This is a genomic window from Myxococcus stipitatus DSM 14675 (assembly GCF_000331735.1).
In the GTDB taxonomy this organism is placed as follows: domain Bacteria; phylum Myxococcota; class Myxococcia; order Myxococcales; family Myxococcaceae; genus Myxococcus; species Myxococcus stipitatus.
Map to the genome: position 1 here is coordinate 232,344 of NC_020126.1, position 16,557 is coordinate 248,900.

Here is a 16,557-nt window from a genome sequence, read left to right on the forward strand (position 1 = left end):
GCGGCCCGAATGGCGCCCCCATTGCGGAGGGGGCGCCGCTCATCGTCAGACTTCGTTGTCGGGAAGGAGCGTGCGGAGTAGCTCGTCTTCGGAGCTGAGCGGACGCCAGCCGGCGGGAGGCGGATGGGCAAGGAGTGCATCACTCGCTCGGTCGACACGCTCTTTGTGGGTCTCGGGCGTGTAGGCGAACCATTGGCCAAGGGCGATGGCGACTTCAAGACGGAGTTCAGCCGTCAGCACACCCGGCCAGCCCTGTGGAAGGTATGCGGACAGCTCGCGCACGAGTTGTCCTCGCACCAGTCTGGTGAGCCGCTTGCTTCGCTCCGCTTCGGCGACCAACCCGCTGAAGATCTGAACGCCAGCGACGTCGTCCGGGCCCAACTCTTGAGCCAGCGCGACCAGTGAGGTCGTCGGACGAGCTTCGGCGAAAGCAGTCAATGAGTCATAACCATGCTCACGGACCCGTGCGTAGAGGCGAGTCTTCCAGTCTCCCTGCCAGGCGCGTCCTTCAGTCATCGCCGCTTCCCCGGGATGAAGTTCATCGGGATGTTGTAGCTGTTCATATTCTCTCCGACGATTCGAAGGATTGAATCTCGCGACAACGGCACACCGGCCCTGGCCTCGGCCTTGAGCAGTGCATCCATGATGAGGCGGTTCCACTCGCCGGGCCACAGTCGTCCGAGTTGCCAGTTTCCGCCACCGTGAATCGCTTCATGGTTCGACCTTTCCATCCTCACGCAGAACTGGTCGATGCTCATCTCCCCTGTGAAGCCTCGCTGCTCGAACCACTCGCGGTGCTCCTGCGGCAGGATGTGATGCTTCGGCGGCTCCGACATCCCCGCTCCTGCCTTGCCGGTGACGTGCATGCCCCGCACCTCGGGGCTGTCACCCAGCGCCTCCCTCACTCCCTTGGGCAAGTCCTGATGCGCTTGCGCCATCAGGACCTGTCCCCCGTGGATGCGGACCGCCGCGCTGATTGCGGGCACGGAGATGACGCCCGCCTGCACGAGCCTTCGCATCATCTCCACCCACTCCGCGGAGACGACGATTCGCGAGCCCACCATCACTCCGCTCGAGCTCATCACGAGCCCCACGCCGAGTGTCGCGGGCGCAGCCGGTGGCAGTCGTGGCAGCGACATCTTCAGCGTGGAAATCATCGTGAGCATCTCCAACACCTGTGCCGCCGCGATGACCTTCTCACCGAACTTCATGCTCGCACGCGCATCCGCCTGAATCGCGTCGAACTCCCGAGTCAGCCTCCCCATCAACTCGGGCATCGCGGTCGCCGCCTTCTCGACTCGCTCCGGGTCCAGTGACGCGAGCTCCGTCAGCGTGGGACTCATCAACCCCTGCACCCGATGCAGGTCCACGAACACCTTCTCCACACTGCACATCGGGCACTGTCGAAGCACCGCATCCGAGAGCTGCAGGAAGTCGACCCACGTCTCCAACAACAGCGTGCTGAACAGCGCCGCCTGGAGCCTCGGCCCCGTCATCCGCAGGACCCCCAGCTCCATGTGCGAATCCGAGAGCTCCGAGGCCACCTCGGCCAGTCGCGTGGTCCCCTCCAGCGCATCCCGAATCCACGGCAACTGTTCCCGCCCATGGTCCAGATAACGGCTGAAGACCCCATTCATCCCCCAACCCCCCAGCGTGGGCGGTAGCGCCTCGATTCGAGCGAGCGCTGCATCCACCCCGCTCAACGAGGTCGTCACCTCCGCGACCGCATCGGTGACCGCGAGTCGCGTGGCTTCATGCCCTCGTGCCTCGCCCGCGGCGTCCGGCACGGACCGCGTCGAGTGGTCCAGTGGTCGTTGGCGACGTGTGAGCCGCGCCGAGTCCCCAGGCCCCGATGAACCGGCGTCCCGCTCGACGACCGGTCGCTGCCGCACCGGAGGCCCCGAGTCCATCCACAAGGGCCGCTCCCGAACCGTCGCGCAGCCCATGCTCAGCAACGCCACACTCAACCAGAGGGCCTCAGCGCGCATGGTCCACCCCCAGCCCCACGGAGGCGAAGGCCCGTGGACCCAGTCCTCCCTCGGGATTGGGAAACAGTCGCGAACCACCCGTGCCCAGCACGTAGACGCCCCCACCCAGGAACCGCCACCGCACCTCCGCCCCTCCCTGATAGCGAGCACCTGGCTGCCCCAGCCCCATCGAGAGGCACCTCAAGGCGACCTCCAGTCCCCGCTCGAAGAGCTGCACCGAGAGGCGCCCATCCACATCGACGCGCCCCCACGAGAAGCCCTCGACACCCAACGAGAGCTCCAGGTGCCGATGTGTGCCGCCATAGCTCTCGGCGTCCCAGCCGACCTCCACCTCTCCGAACGCGGAGTAGCCCTGCGGCAACGTCACCTCCGCGAGAGGCCGACCCTCCGGCCCCGGCGCCTGGAGCCGTGCCAGCTCGTAGTCCGGTCCGAAGAAGCCCTGCCGGAAGTCACCCACCTGTCGACGCAGCTCCAGTCGCAGCTTCGCGTCCAGCCTCGACGTCAGCGCATCCGCGCCCACCCCCACCACCGCGCCCCAGGCACCTCGCGCCCCCGGACGCCAGCCCCAGCCCGCGAGCACATGCGCCTCGAACCCAGGCCGGACGACCACCACCGCCGTGGCATCGACATGCCCCAGCGTCACCGACGCCGCACGGTCCCAGTCGTGCACCACGGACAGCGCCAACGTGTAGCGCCCCGGCTCACGAGGCCGTCCCCAGAAGACGTGCGCCACATCGAGCGCGACCTCCGCTCCCATGAGTCGCGCACTCAACACATCCGAGGTGAAGGCCTGCGTGTAGAGCGGCCCCAACGTCCCCGCGAGGAAGCCGCCCGCCGGGTGCTCGTCCGGGTGCGCCCGGTTGGAGTACCGCCGCACCAGGTGCCCGGACAGCAGCGTGAAGCCGTCGAACCCGCCGAGCCACACACGAAGCGGCGCCCTGTCGGAGCCGAACTTCAACCCACGAACAAGTTGTCCCCAGTCAGAGAGGCTGTCCCAGTCCTCACGTCGCAGGAGGCTTGAGTCCTCCCGCCCACGCTGGACCCGGAACCGCACCGGAGCCCCCACACTCACGCCGAACTCGGAGCCTCCGTCGATGATGAGGGTGGGCTCCACTTGCGCGAAGCCCTCGGCCTCCTCCTCGCCCGTGCGGGGCCACAGCGTGAGCGCCGTCGCCTCCAGCCGTGCCAGGGAATGCCAGGTCCTCTCAGGCGGCTCCAACGCCTGTCCCGTCATGGGCCATAGCAGCACCATCGCGGCCCACCCGCTTCGCCTCTTGTTCATGTTCCCCCCAGCGCGTGCCTCGGGAAGAGGCACGAAAGACACACGTCTCCCGTCAGCCAGGTGGTGTCCGCCTGTCCGCGAGCGCGTCTGCGATGGGGGAAGACCGGGGGCCGCGCGTCACTCCACGCGGCTCGGACCACCCCATCGCGCTACAACCGATGGGGTGGGAATCCTATGAAATGACTTCCCAGGTTGGAAGTCTTTCCATTCGGGAGACTACTTGCCGAAGAGGCCGCGCAGCCGCTTCTTGGCCTCGTCCTCGGCGCGCTTCTTCGCCTCGGCCTCCAGCCGCGCCTTCTCCTCGGCGGCCTTGGCCTCCAGCTCCTTGCGCTTCGCCTCGGCCTCGGCGCGCAGCTTCTCCTCGCCGCCTTCGATGACCTGCTGCACCTGCTGGCCCCGCTCACCCCCGATGAGGTTGCCCGCCAGCGACGAGGCCGCCAGCTTCACGAGCGTCGTCACCGCCGGCTTCACGTCCACGCCCGTCACCTCCGGCTTCCACGCCGGCCCCGTCACCTTCAGCCCCACGGGAATCGCATCCGGCGGCGTCACCTTGCCCATCGTCAGCGTCTTCACCGTCGACGGCGTCAGCGCCACCGAGCCCGTCAAATCCAGCGTGCCGTCCAACCGGATGCCCCCCGCGAAGTTCATGGCCGCCTCGGGCCGCGTCCACGTGATGGGCTTCTCCAGCTGCGCCACGCCGTTCTTGATCTGCACCCCGAACGGCAGGTTCTCGCTCAAGGACGTCCCCTGGCCGGGCTTCAGCGACTTGGACGCGAAGGGCAGCGCCTTGGCGAGCGGCTCCGACACGGAGGCCACCAAATCGCTCCCCAGCAGCGTGCCCCCCAGGATGTTGCCGTTGATGGCGCCCAGCAGCGTCTCCTGCAGCTTGTCCGGCGTGTAGCCCACGCCCTTCACGTCCACGTTCCCGTTGAACGTGCCCGTCATCACCTTCTTCGGCGTGGCCTGCGCGAGCGCATCCGCCACCTGGATGCCCTCCACCTTCACCTTCGCCTCGAACGGGCGCTTCGCCGCGGCGGGCCCCAGCCGCACCGTCGTCCCGTCCGCCACCACCTTGCCGCCGAAGACACCCGACGAGAACTTCTCCACCGAGATGAGGTCGTCCGTCATCTTCACCACGCCGGTGACCTGGCTCATGTCCATCTGGTTGTAGCGAAGCGTCCCCACCGCGAACCGGATGTCACCTCGGTACCCGTTGAACCGCGCGGGGTCCTCCGGAGGCGCCTCCGCCGTGGAGGGCCCTGGCGCCGGAACCGTGCCGCCGTTGCGCGCCGCCAGCTCCTTCTCGTCGAAGAGCAGCGCGTCCGCGTCCAGCTTCGCGCTCTTCACGTCCGCGGAGAACGTCGTCGTCTTCTTCTTGCCCTGTCCCGCCGTCGCGAACGCCGCGCTGCCCGTCATCGCGTCGTCCAGGATGTGCGCGGACATCTTGGGCACGTCCACCTTCATGCCGCCGTCCGTCTTGCCCGGCGCGTAGGTGCCAGCCGCCGCGAACTCCATCTTCTGCCCGGGCGCCTTGTCCACCAGCAGGCCCGGCCGCAGGTCCACGCCCGTCAGGTCCGCCTTCGCGTCGAACTTCAGGGCCCCGCCGCTCGCCGCCGCGCCGGAGACGCGCGCGGTGAGCTTCATCGCGCCGCCCGCGTCCTTCGTCAGCTGCGCGGGAACCCGCAGCCGCACCGGCGTCAGGTCCACGTCCACCGCGAGCACTTGCGCGTCCTGCGTGCCGCTGCCGCGCACCTCCAGCCCGATGGGACCGGCAATCATCCCCTGCAGCTGCTTCTTCAGCGGCGGGTAGTACTCGGCCAGCACCGCGGGGTCCAGGTTGCGCCCCACCAGCTCGAAGCCCTGCACCGACGGCTTCTCCGACAGCAGGCCCTTCACCTGGCCCTTGCCGGTGATGCTCGCGGGGCCCAGGTCCAGCTTCAGCTTGTCGAGCGACAGGTCACCCGTGGCCACATCGCCCGCGACGTCCGTGTCCAGCACCACGTCCAGCGCCTTGCCGCCCTCGGAGCCCGCGAAGCTCAGGCCCAGCGCGGAGATGGCGCCCACCAGCCGCGTGGCGCCCTTGCCACCCGGCACCGCGCCGCCCAGCTCCGCCTTCCAGTCCGCGTTCACCGTGCCCGACTTGAGCCCGACGTCGGGAGGCAGGAAGGGCCCCAGCGGCGCCAGGTCGATCTTCTCCGCCTTGAGCGTCACGCGCTCCGGCGTGGGAATCAGCGTGGGCGGCAGCGGCGCGGCGCTCAGCGACAGGTGGAGGTTCTGCTTCTCCGCCAGCACCGCCGCGGCCAGGTCCACCACCAGCGGCTTGCCCGCGCGCAGGTCCTTCACCTCGATGTCCAGGTCCTTCACCGCCAGCTCGCGCGCGGACTGTCCCCCGGCGCGGTCCACGAAGCGGATGGTGCCGTCGGTGAGCGCGGCGCGCTCCACGTGGACGCCGGAGAGGTCCGTGGGCTTCGACGGCTCCTCCTCGGGCTTGGGCTCCTCGGGGGCCTTCTGCTCGTCCAGCTTCTGGAGCAGGCGCTGCACGTTGGTGGTGCCGTCGGCCAGGCGCACCACGTTGACGGTGAGGCCGGACACCTCGGCGTTCTTCACCTGGATGTCCTTGCCGCTGGAGGACAGCAGCGGGCCCACCGCGACGCTGACGTCCAGCGAGGCCAGCTCCACCAGCGGGAGGTCCTCGCCGTCGGCCGCGCCGATGGAGACCTTCTCCACCTCCACGCCCACGTGCGGGAAGAGCTGGGTGGAGATGTCGCCGATTTCAATCGGGCGGCCCAGCTTCTGGGAATAGGTGGCGGCCTGCTCGCGGGCCGTCTTCAGCAGGATGGCGTCGAGCCGCCAGAGGACCCCCAGCACGGCGACGACGAGGAGCAGGACGACTCCCCCGAGCACGTAGGGCCAGCGGCGCTTCTTCTTCACGACGTCGGACATCGCTTGATTCCTCCTCCAGCGAACAGGACCCGGGCCTCGGCCGGGCGCGGGGCCCATGCTGCGCGAGCACACGCTTAGCTCAGCCAGGACCTTGCCGCACGCGTCCGGCGAGGGAACCCCGGGCGTCGGCGTGGGCGCGAAAGGGCCTCATGGCATTCCCCGACGCAACCCGGGGCGGGAAATGCACGGCCTCGCGAGGACCGGGGCCGTCCGGTCGGCGCCCATCCATCCCTCCAGGTGCGCATGCGGCAGGCGAGAGGGAAGGGGCTCTCGCGGAGGCACGCCCTCGCGCTGCTCGGCTGCCCAGCGGCCTCGAGTCCTCAGAAGCGGAGCACGCGACGGGTCGCCACCGACCACCCGGTCAGCTCAGGGATTCCCGAAGTCCCAGTCCCGTGGCGCGCGTGCCCCTGAGCGTTGGACGCTGGACGCCGGTCCTCGAGACGGTGCGTCATCACACGTCCAGGGGACCCGGAGGGCGACGCGGTGGGTTGAGCGCTCGACGGCATCCCACGTATGCCCTTGTTTCCGCCTACCCGTCCGAGGGGAGCATGCCGAGACTGGGGGCTCGTTCACCTCGTCGTTGAGAGCCTTCATGCGCATTCGTGTCGCTGTTCTGTTGCTGGCCAGTCTCTCCGCGTGTGCCTCACGCTCGAAGGACGGGTCCCAGTCCTCTTCCTCCCTGCCCACGCCGGCGCGCTCGGCGACCCGGGCCTATTCCAACTTCATTGGCGAGTACATGGACTGGCTCGCCGCGGCGAACCCCGTGCGCGCCACGCAGCTCGGGTTCCACGAGCACGACGCGCACCTCCAGGACGTCTCGCCCATCGCCCTGAAACGGCGGGCGGAGGCGCTGCGCGGCTGGCTCACCCGGCTGGAGCAGGTGAACTGCCCCAACCTCTCCGGGGACGAGTCGCTGGACGCGGAGATGCTGCGCAACGCCATCCAGGCGGAGCTGCTCACGCTCTCCGAGGAGCGCGTCTGGGAGCGCAACCCCAGCGCCTACGTGGGCATCATCTCCGGCGGCCTGTCCTCGCTGTCCTCGCGCGACTTCTCGCCCCTGGCCGAGCGGATGCGCGACATGCGCTCGCGAATGGCCCGCATCCCCAGCGTGCTGGAGGCGGCGAAGGCGAACCTGAAGGACGTGCCCCGGCTGTGGGCGCAGCAGGCCATCCGCGATGCGCGCGGCACGCAGGTCTTCCTGCGCGTGGACCTGCCGCGCGCGCTCCAGGCGCAGGGCGTGGACAAGGTGCCCGCGACGGAGGTGGACGCCTTCAACGTCGCGCGCGAGGAGGCGCTGGTGCAGCTGCAGGGCTTCACCGCCTGGCTGGAGAAGGACCTCCTGCCGCGCGCCGACGGCGACTTCCGCCTGGGCCGCGCGCTGTTCGAGAAGAAGCTCGCGCTGGAGGAGCACATCTCGCTCGACGCGGACCAGCTGCGCGACATCAACGAGCGGGCCATTGCCCGGTACAAGGCCTGGGTGGCGCGCGAGACGGCGAAGGTGGACCCGACGCAGAGCCCCGAGGTGGTGATGGCCCTGCTCGCGAAGGACCACCCCGCGGCCGAGGAGCTGATTCCCCTGGCGCGCACGCAGCTCGCGGAGCTCCAGCGCTTCGTGCGCGAGAAGGACATCCTCACGCTGCCCACGGACGCGCTGCCGTCGGTGCGCGAGACGCCGCCGTATGAGCGGCTGGGCTTCGCGTCCATGGACACGCCGGGCCCCTTCGAGGGCAAGGCGAAGGAGGCCTACTTCAACATCACCAACGTGGAGCCGGACTGGACGCCGGAGGAGAAGGCGCAGCACCTGACGTACTTCAACCGCGCGGGCCTGCTGGGCATCACCGTGCACGAGGCCATGCCCGGCCACTACGTGCAGCTGCTCTACGGGGCGCGGATTCCCACCGACGTGCGCCGCGTCTACGCGCCGGCCTCCGTCGTGGAGGGCTGGGCCCACTACGCCGAGCAGATGATGGTGGACGAGGGCCTGGGGCAGGGGGACCCGGCGGTGCGCCTGGGCCAGCTGCGCCGCGCGCTCCAGCGTCACGCGCGCTGGTACGCGGCGCTGGCGCTGCATGTCTACAACGAGCCGGTGGAGGCGGTGGCGAAGCGCTTCGCGGAGATTGCCTACTTCGAGCCCTTCCCCGCGCTGCGCGAGGTGGAGCGCGGCACGTCCAACCCCACGTACCTGTATTACGCGCTGGGGCGCATGCAGATCCTGAAGCTGCGCGAGGACTACCGGAAGTCGCTGGAGGCGAAGGGGCAGAAGTTCGTGCTGAAGGACTTCCACGACCGCTTCCTGCAGCTGGGCCTGCCGGTGTCGCTCGCGCGCAAGGTGCTCATCCCCGGCGACGAGGCGCCGTCGCTGGAGTGAGCCCTACAGCTCGATGACCCCGGGCGGCGCGGGCTGCTCGGGGGGCGGCTCGCGAGAGGTGAGCCCCTCGATGGTGAAGCCGTGGGGCGCGCGGATGGCGGCCCCATGGTTCGGGTCGATGAAGAGGCGCACCGGGAGGTTGAGCCCTTCGTAGCTCACCTCGTACACCTCCAGGCCCGAGCGCTCCGGCGTGGCCGTGTTGTCGCAACACGGCCCCATCCGCTTCCAGGCGACGCGCTGGCCCTGGGGGCCTCGGAGCAGCTCGAAGAAGGCCATCACCCCCGGGTTGCCCCAGCCCACGCGCACCGGGTCCTCCGCGCGATAGCCATAGGTGCTGTCGGGGCCGGGCGCCTTCACCGCCGAGGAGGCCGACGAGGTCGTGGCCTCCCGAGGCTTGCGCCCCCTGGCCGCATGGGTCGATGAGGCACACGCCGACAGCAGCAGCACTCCGAGACAGGCGATTCGCAGCGAGACGACCATGACATCCCTCCTCCACGCCACCCGAGGAGAAGGTGGCCATGGCCTCCGCGCGTGCACGGGCGAGTCGTCCTCCAGCCAACGCCGATGCGCCCTGGTGACGGGCCCTCGCCCGCATGAGCGCCCGCGACCCGCGCCCTGTCTTCCTTCCAGAATCCCGCACTCGTCGGCGAGGACGCTCCGCGAGCCCCCGCGCCGCGCCGTCAGGGCTTTCCGACGTGCGACATCCCCCCTGGCGGGAATTGACAGACATGAGGGGCGTGGCGAGCGTGAGCGGGTGCATCCCCGTCCACCGCTCGTCAGGCAGCAGCGTCGCGTCCTCGCGTGGGGACTGGCGGCGTGGCTGGTGGGGCTGGCCGCGTGCCGCTCCCACAAGGCGGAGGTGTGTCCCTCCGTGCAGGCGCTGGTGATGGAGGAGCTGCGGATGACGGATGCCTTCCGGGACAAGATTCGCGACCCGCACTCGATGAACCGGGCCGCGGCGCGGCTGACGGTGCTCTCCGCGAAGCTGAGGTCGCTGGCCATCCGCGACGCCGAGCTGCAGCGCGCCGTGCTTCTCTATGGGACGCACCTGGGCGTCCTGGCGGAGGCGTACGTGCGCGCGGCCCGGACGCAGGAGCACCCGGAGCAGTCGTGGTCGGAGGAGGATGACGGGCACGTGGGCCCCGGAATCCCCCTGTCGCTCTACGAGCGCGACGTGAACCAGGCGCGCTCCGCCGTCACGCGCCAGTGCTCCTCGCCGTGAGCACGGGCGCGTGTCTCCTCACGCGTCCCAGTAGTAGCTCCACTTGAGCATCAGCGCGTCGGTGGCCGGGCCGGCCGCGAGCCTTCGGGGGCGCAGCGTGGCGTGGGGCCGCTCGCGCTCCGCGGTGGGCAGGCCCTGCTGCGTGCGCGAGTAGACGACGAAGAACGTGGAGCCGAGCTGGTACTCCCACCGCGCGACGACGTTCACGTTGAGGGCCGTGTCGTAGAAGCTGCTGTCGTCCGCGTGCTCGACGGGCACCAGCGAGTCCAGCCGGATGCGCGTGCGGCGCTCATCGGACGTCGCGGTGAAGAAGGGGCCGTAGGTGCCGTGCGCGGTGAAGAGCTGCGCGTAGCCCTGCAGCGTGAGCCGGGGCGTCAGCACCCACTGCTGCCGCAGCGTGAGCGACAGGTATTGCGACTCCAGCTCGCCCAGGAGGAAGTCGCCCGTGCTCCGCGTCTCCACGTAGCGCGGCCCATGGTCCGTCAGGTCATTGCTCACGGAGAGCTCCGTCTCCAGCGAGGGGTGCGGCCGCACCGACACCGAGGCGCCCGCGTACCAGCCCCACGCCGAGGCGCTGGGGCCGCCCTTGAAGCGGTGCCCCACGGAGAGCGTGGCATCCACCGCGACGAGGCGCTTGGGGTTGGACTCCACGTACATGCTCACGAAGGCGCGGTCATTGCGCTCGAAGGGCACGCCCGTGCGAGTCAGCTCCCGCACGTCGAAGCTGTTCAGGTTCGTGCCCGTCTCGAAGCCCAGCAGGTCGAAGCTGGGCAGCGTGGCCTCCGCGTTGACGTTGAGCAGGGTGACGACGTGCTCGCGGCGCGCATCCGCCGTCCACCGGGAGATGGCCATGGCGTGGGCGTAGAACTCACGGAAGGGGCCCATGCCGTTGGGCTTCGAGTAGCGCAGCACGGCCCGAGGCGTGACTTCGTTCTGCGCGCGCTGGAAGCCCGCGGCCGACAGCGACAGCGTGGGCGACGCCACGTCCACGCCCACCTCCGGGCGCAGGCCCTCTCCACCGAAGCGGCCCGCGCGCAGGTAGCCTCCCGCGCCCGAGTCCCCGTCATGCAGCCGCGTGCCGTCCTCCAGCGTCCGCGAGGGAAGGCCGCCATCCACGCGCGACGCGACCATCATCCCGAACACGCCCCACTGGCCGTCCTGCGTCTTCAGGTCGAAGTCGAGCGAGCCCGCGTATCCCCCGCGAGCACGGCACGCCGCCGGACGCAGGTCCTCCTCGAGCCCCGCGTCCTCCACGGTGCAGGGGCCCGACAGCGGGTTGGCCAGCGTCACCGCGCCGCCGACGACGGAGCCTTCGCCCACGCGCCCGCGCGCCACCGCCGCCAGGAAGTGCAGGGTGGGGGAGGGCCGGTCCGGCAACTCCAGCCCCGGACCCACGTGCATCGGACGGCGCCAGTCCAGGCGCAGGTCGTGGTCCGGGGTCGCCTCGTCCTGGTGCTGCCAGGGGCCGGTGACGAACGCATCCAGCACACCTACTTGCACGTCGCCCACCGAGCCCGTCACCTTCACCGCGCCCAGGAGGGGCGTCGTCAGGCCGATGCGCCGCGAGTAGAAGAGCGCCAGCGGAGAGTCCCCCGTGTCCATGCCCACCGGCTGGAACAGCTCCATGCCTTGGGTGAAGAAGGGGCGTCGCTCCGGGAAGTACGCCTCGAAGGTGCTCAGGTTGAGCAGCAGCTCGTCCGCTTCCACCTCGCCGAAGTCCGGGTTGAAGGTGGCCGCCAGCGACAGCTCGCTGGTGAGCGCGGCGCGCACGTCCAGCCCCACGTCCATGGAGGGACTGAACAGCCGGGGCGTGGGCCGGGACGCGTCGGAGAACTGGGGCCGCGCGAGGCCCCGCGCGGCCAGGTACGGCATCAGCTCCAGGCGCTTGCGAGGCCGCAGGTCCTCCATGCCCGTCAGGTGGCCCAGCCGCGACACATTGGCGTTGTGGTTGCGCGGGTTGTCGACGGACTCCAGCTCCTCGTTCTTGCGCGCGATGTCTCGCCGCACCGAGAAGCCCCACGTCTGCATGGAGGTGTCCGGGAAGCGCAGCAGGGAGAGGGGGATGGCGAACTCCGCCACCCAGCCGTCCTCCACGCTGCCCGCGGCGCCCGCCCAGATGCCGCTCCAGTCCTCCGTGTAGTAGCGGTCGTCGTAGTAGAGCCCGTCGCTCTGCACCCCGCCCGCGGTGATGGAGAACTGGTACGCCGTGCGGTGGCCGTGCGTCGAGTCGACCAGGACATGGAGGGTGTCGGAGAAGGGCGCGCTGTCGCGCCGCCCCAGTCGCCGGTCGATGCGCGCGGGCTCCGAGTCTCGCGCCACCACGCCCACGTACAGCATGTCCTCGTCGTAGAGGATGCGCAGCTCCGTCTTCTCCGACGGAGTCTTGCCCGCCGTGGGGAAGCGCTCCACGAAGGCGTCGAAGACGGGCGCTCGAGCCCAGTCCGCCTCATCCAACCGGCCGTCCACGTCCACCCGTCCCTGCGCCCGCGCCGCCCGGAGGAATTGCTCCTTCCCGGGCCCCTCCACCGCCGCGCTCGCCGCCAGACACCACAGCGACACACCGAGCGCGACGGCCCCTCTGACCTCGAATGCCATGCCGCCTTTCCTCGTGCCCCATGGGCGGGGGACACCGGGTTTCTCCAGTAAGAACGTGAATGGCCGGGGATGCTTGCACCACCCCGGAGTGCTACTTGCCCGGGCTCTTGCTCTCGCCTCGAGACATGGAACGCATGAACGTCTCATCGATTCCGTGAATGCGCAGGCGCACCAGCTCCTCGGGGGTGATTTTTGTATAGCCCGCGTCGCGCAGCTTCTTCACGAAGTCGGACGTGACGCCGTGGATGCGGAACGAGACCAGCTCTTCGTGAGTGATTTCCTTGAAGCCCAGGTCTCGCATCTCCTTCACGAAGGCCGAGGTGACGCCGTGGATGCGCAGAGCGGTGAAGTCTTCGGCCTCCAGGTCCTTGAAGCCCATGCCGCGCATCTCCTTCACGAAGGCGGTGGAGACGCCGTGGATGCGCAGGGCGGTGAGGTCCTCGGCGGACAAAGCCTTGAAGCCCAGCCCGCGCATCTCCTTGGCGTACTCCAGGGTGATGCCGTGGATGCGCAGGGCGACAATCTGGTCCGCGTCCGTGTGGGCGTAGCCCATGGAGCGCACCTCGCGGACGTACTCGGGCGTGACGCCGTGGATGGCCATGGCCACCACGTCCTCCCACGCGAGGTTCGGGTAGCCCGCGGTGGCCATGTCCTTCACCCGCTGCGGCGTGACGTTGTGGATGCGGCCCTGCACCAGCTCGTCGATGCTCAGCTTGTCGTAGCCCGCCTTCGCCATCTCCCGCACGTACTCGGGGGAGACGTTGAAGATGCCCACCATGAACAGCTTCTCCAGCGGCAGGTCCTTGTGGCCTAGCGCCGCCAGGTCCTTCACCCGCTGCGGGGTGACATTCGTGGTCGCGAGCTGGAAGTGGTGGAAGGCGGAGAGCTTCGGGTAGCCCAGCGCGGCCATGTCCTTCGCGTAGCGCTCGCTGGGGGCGAAGCGGTAGTGGCCCGCGCCGGCGCCGTCCTGGAAGGCGCCCGTGAAGGAGAACAGGCCCGCCTCGCGCTGGAGGCTGAAGGTGGCGGGGCCGTCCGCCGTGGGCAGGCCCTGGAAGGCGGCGCGGGACTCCGAGAAGCCCATCTGCCCGCGGTCGTCGTCATCCTCGCCCGTGTGGGAGAGGTTGAGGTGCAGCGTGTCGGGCGCCTTCTCCCGGCGGGAGGACGTCCACGGGCCACTCACCTCCGACGAGGCCGCGGAGGCGCTGGTGGCCACCAGCAACAGGACACAGCAGGACACGAGGGACGGCAGGCGACGCATGGCGAGGCTCCTTGGAAGACACGTCTCCCGTCCGGCGCGCGTCCAAGGGACGCGTCCGGGAGGGAGCGGGATGAGAGGGGGAGAGAGGGGCCACGGACACGGGAGCGCGAGGCTCCCGTGTCACTCGTGACGGTGATACGGGTGTATCAGGGCTGCTATTGCTTCTTGGTGGCGCGCATCCGCCGGATGAACTCGGCGTCCACTCCACCGGAGCGCAGGCGCACCAGCTCGCGAGAGGAGAGGTTCTTCAGGCCCGCGTCGCTCAGCTCGCGGATGAACTCCGGGCTGACGTTCAGGGCGCGCAGCTCGACGAGCTCGTCCGGGTCCTTCATCTCCAGGCCCGCCGCGCGCATCCGCGACAGCCACTCCGGAGTCACGCCCACCGCGCGCAGGTGCTGCAGGTTCTTCGAGCTGAGCTTGGGCAGCCCCATCCGGGACATGCCGCGGATGAACTCCGGGTCCACGCCCACCGCGCGCAGGTGGGAGAGGTCTTCCAGCGAGAGGTTCGAGTAGCCCGCCGCACCCAGCTCGCGCACGTACTGCTCGCTGACGCCCACCGCGCGGGCCTCCACCACCTCATCCGGGTCCTTCGTCGCGAAGCCCGACTCCCTGAGCGCGCGGACGTACTCCGGGGTGACGCCCACCGCGTGCAGCTCCACCAGCGTGTCCGTGGAGAGCTTGCGGTCGAACGCCGCGTTCATCTGCTTGAGGTACTCGAGGGTGACGCCCATGTGGCCCATCTCCACCACGTCGGAGACGGTGGCCTCGTAGCCCAGCGATTCCAGCTCCCGCACCTTCTCCGGCGTCACGCCCGCGAGCTTCAGCTCGACGAGCTGGTCGACCGTCAGCGGCTGGCCGCTTCCCACGCGCGTCTTGTCCTCACGGTCTTCATCCGGGCCCCGCATGGCCAGCTTCACCTGGGGACGGGGCGCCGCGGCCTCGCGGAAGCCAGGGGGCGGCGTCAGGGGCCGGGGCACGGCGACGGGCGCCGGAGGGGCCGCGAAGGCGGGGGGCTCGGGGGGCTCGACAGGTGAAGGCGCGGCCACGGTGGGCGCGGGGCCCTGGCCCAGCACCAGCGACGTCAGGGGCGCGGCGAGGGCCAGGCTGCTGACCAGCGTCAGCACGGAGGCCCCCGCCACCCAGCGGGACGAGCAGCGCGACGCGGGAGGCATCACGAGCCGCCGCACGCGGTCCGGCAGCGAGCCGCCCAGCGCGGACATGGCGTGGAGCAGCTCGGGCTGCACGCGCAGCGTCTCCAGCGCGGTGAGGGCCCGGGCGTAGGAGACGGAGTTGCCGCTGGCGCCCACCGCCACGTCGTCGCAGCAGTGCTCGCGCTCCACGCGGATGATGTCGGACATCCAGTGCACCGCCGGGTGGTAGAAGAAGAGGGTCTCCACCACCACCTGCGCCAGGTTCACCGCGAAGTCGTGCCGGCGGATGTGGGCCAGCTCATGCGCCAGCACCATCTCCAGCTGGCGCGTGGGGAGCCCGGACAGCGCGGACACGGGCAGCAGCACCACCGGCGACAGCCAGCCCACCGTGGAGGGCACGTCCACCTCGGTCGTCTGGAGCAGCCGCACCGCGTGCTTCAGGCCCAGCCGCTGGGAGAGCGCGTCCAGCCGCTCCTGCCACTCCTGCGGCGCGGGCAGGGCGCGGCGCGCGAGCTGGCGCAACTGCACCCACTGCGCCGTCAGCCGGCCGGACGTCAGTCCCACGCCCGCCACCCACGCGATGACCAGCCACCGCAGCAGCCCGGAGAGCGACGCGCGCACCCACTCCACCATCGGCGCCCACGCGCCCTGGGCCTCGCGCTCCACCTGCTCGAGCAGGGCGGCCGGGCGGCCCTCCGCGCGAGTCGTGAAGGGGAAGGTCTCGGGCGTGGCCCGGCGAGCGAAGCCCTCCGGCGTCGAGCGGAGCCCGGGCAGGAGCGAGGCCTGCTCCTGGCGCCGCTCCGCGCGGGCCTGCGTCGCGTGCCGGACACCCGTGGCGACCGGCATCACCACGGCCAGCACCAGCGCGCCACACGCCAGCGCATAGCGGGCGTTGGCCGCGCGCGCGCCCACCATCAACAGCGCCGCCGCCAGGCCCAGCGCCACCAGCGTGCCCTGCCAGAGCGAGTGCAGCAGCGCCCACCCCAGGGACTCCATCACCAGGCCGCTCATTCGTCCGCTCCTTCCAGGGAATCCAGCAGCTGACGCAGCTCCGCCAGCTCCTCGGGGCTCGTCTTGCGAGAGGACAGCGCCTGCATCGCCAGCCGCGCGGGAGAGCCACCGAAGGCGCGCTCCACCAGGTCCGTCACCAGCTGCCGCTGCGTGCGCTGCTCCGTCGCCCGAGCCCGGTACACGTGCGCGCGCTGCGACTCGTCGCGCTCCACCAGGCCCTTGTCCGTCATGATCTGCATCAGCTTGAGCACCGTCGTGTAGCCCGTGCCTTCCTCGGGCTCCTTCCGGTTCAGCGACTCGTGGACCTCTCGCACCGTGCTGTCCCCGCGCGCCCAGAGCACCCGCAGGATGGCCAGCTCGCCGTCCGTCGGACGCGGCAGCTTCGATTCACTCATGGCTTCCTCTCGACAATCCACGACGTCATCATACGAATGGGTTCGTAGATGTCAACGAAGGGCTTCGTAGATGCGTCGGGTGGGGTGGTCTTCGCTCGGTGAGTGTGGGTTTTTCGCGAGCCTGGGGCCCGCATTGCTCATCGCGGCGCCTGCCTGCTCCAGGGATTTTCCCACGCGGAGAAGCGGGGAGCCTCGCGGGTGGGAAGGCCGTTGCCCACGGAGGGGAACGCAGGTTCCTCACAAGCACCCCCGCGGTCTTGCCCGCTCCTCCCCCGGGGTGGTGGGTCCGTCGCCGTGGAAGCGGCCGGGCAGGCGCTCCTGCTGGCACAAAGGGTGAAAAAGCC

The 16,557-nt window shown here is 70.1% G+C and carries 11 protein-coding genes; 2 read left to right on the top strand and 9 right to left on the bottom strand.

Annotated elements, in window-relative coordinates:
• Positions 1-45: 45 nt before the first annotated feature.
• The 4 genes from MYSTI_RS41425 to MYSTI_RS00895 form a co-directional block, all read right to left on the bottom strand.
• Positions 46-516, bottom strand: coding sequence for a hypothetical protein (locus MYSTI_RS41425; protein WP_015345800.1), 471 nt, complete (start codon positions 514-516; stop codon positions 46-48).
• On the bottom strand, positions 513-1,988 hold the full coding sequence (locus tag MYSTI_RS00885; RefSeq protein WP_015345801.1) for a DUF2380 domain-containing protein: 1,476 nt from the start codon (positions 1,986-1,988) through the stop codon (positions 513-515). Before MYSTI_RS00885 ends, MYSTI_RS41425 begins: the two co-directional genes overlap by 4 nt.
• Positions 1,978-3,270: a hypothetical protein gene (locus MYSTI_RS00890; protein ID WP_015345802.1), complete on the bottom strand. Its 1,293-nt coding sequence runs from the start codon at positions 3,268-3,270 to the stop codon at positions 1,978-1,980. Before MYSTI_RS00890 ends, MYSTI_RS00885 begins: the two co-directional genes overlap by 11 nt.
• A gap of 216 nt (positions 3,271-3,486) precedes the next feature.
• Positions 3,487-6,213 carry an AsmA family protein gene (locus MYSTI_RS00895; RefSeq protein ID WP_015345803.1) on the bottom strand — a complete coding sequence of 909 codons (2,727 nt, stop codon included), beginning with the start codon at positions 6,211-6,213 and terminating at the stop codon, positions 3,487-3,489.
• Between the two features lie 592 nt (positions 6,214-6,805).
• Between MYSTI_RS00895 and MYSTI_RS00900 the strand changes: the two genes are divergently transcribed.
• Entirely contained in the window at positions 6,806-8,581 is a 1,776-nt protein-coding gene (locus tag MYSTI_RS00900) for a DUF885 domain-containing protein (protein ID WP_015345804.1), read from the top strand.
• A gap of 3 nt (positions 8,582-8,584) precedes the next feature.
• Here the strand turns inward: MYSTI_RS00900 and MYSTI_RS00905 are convergent, their stop codons facing one another.
• Complete coding sequence (locus tag MYSTI_RS00905) at positions 8,585-9,061, bottom strand: hypothetical protein (RefSeq protein ID WP_015345805.1); 477 nt, start codon at positions 9,059-9,061, stop codon at positions 8,585-8,587.
• Between the two features lie 274 nt (positions 9,062-9,335).
• Between MYSTI_RS00905 and MYSTI_RS00910 the strand changes: the two genes are divergently transcribed.
• Positions 9,336-9,803 (top strand): hypothetical protein, encoded by a 468-nt coding sequence (locus tag MYSTI_RS00910; protein ID WP_044278285.1) that lies wholly within the window; start codon positions 9,336-9,338, stop codon positions 9,801-9,803.
• Between the two features lie 18 nt (positions 9,804-9,821).
• Here MYSTI_RS00910 and MYSTI_RS00915 read toward each other — a convergent pair whose 3' ends face one another.
• From MYSTI_RS00915 to MYSTI_RS00930, 4 genes are all read right to left on the bottom strand, one after another.
• Positions 9,822-12,398 (bottom strand): DUF5916 domain-containing protein, encoded by a 2,577-nt coding sequence (locus MYSTI_RS00915; RefSeq protein ID WP_015345807.1) that lies wholly within the window; start codon positions 12,396-12,398, stop codon positions 9,822-9,824.
• 91 nt (positions 12,399-12,489) lie between these two features.
• The gene (locus MYSTI_RS00920; RefSeq protein WP_015345808.1) at positions 12,490-13,656 is read right to left on the bottom strand and encodes a hypothetical protein; all 1,167 of its coding nucleotides are present in this window, start codon (positions 13,654-13,656) and stop codon (positions 12,490-12,492) included.
• 155 nt (positions 13,657-13,811) lie between these two features.
• Positions 13,812-15,818 carry a M56 family metallopeptidase gene (locus tag MYSTI_RS00925; protein ID WP_015345809.1) on the bottom strand — a complete coding sequence of 669 codons (2,007 nt, stop codon included), beginning with the start codon at positions 15,816-15,818 and terminating at the stop codon, positions 13,812-13,814.
• Positions 15,815-16,213, bottom strand: a complete 399-nt coding sequence (locus MYSTI_RS00930; protein WP_015345810.1) for a BlaI/MecI/CopY family transcriptional regulator — start codon at positions 16,211-16,213, stop codon at positions 15,815-15,817. Before MYSTI_RS00930 ends, MYSTI_RS00925 begins: the two co-directional genes overlap by 4 nt.
• Positions 16,214-16,557: the final 344 nt, after the last annotated feature.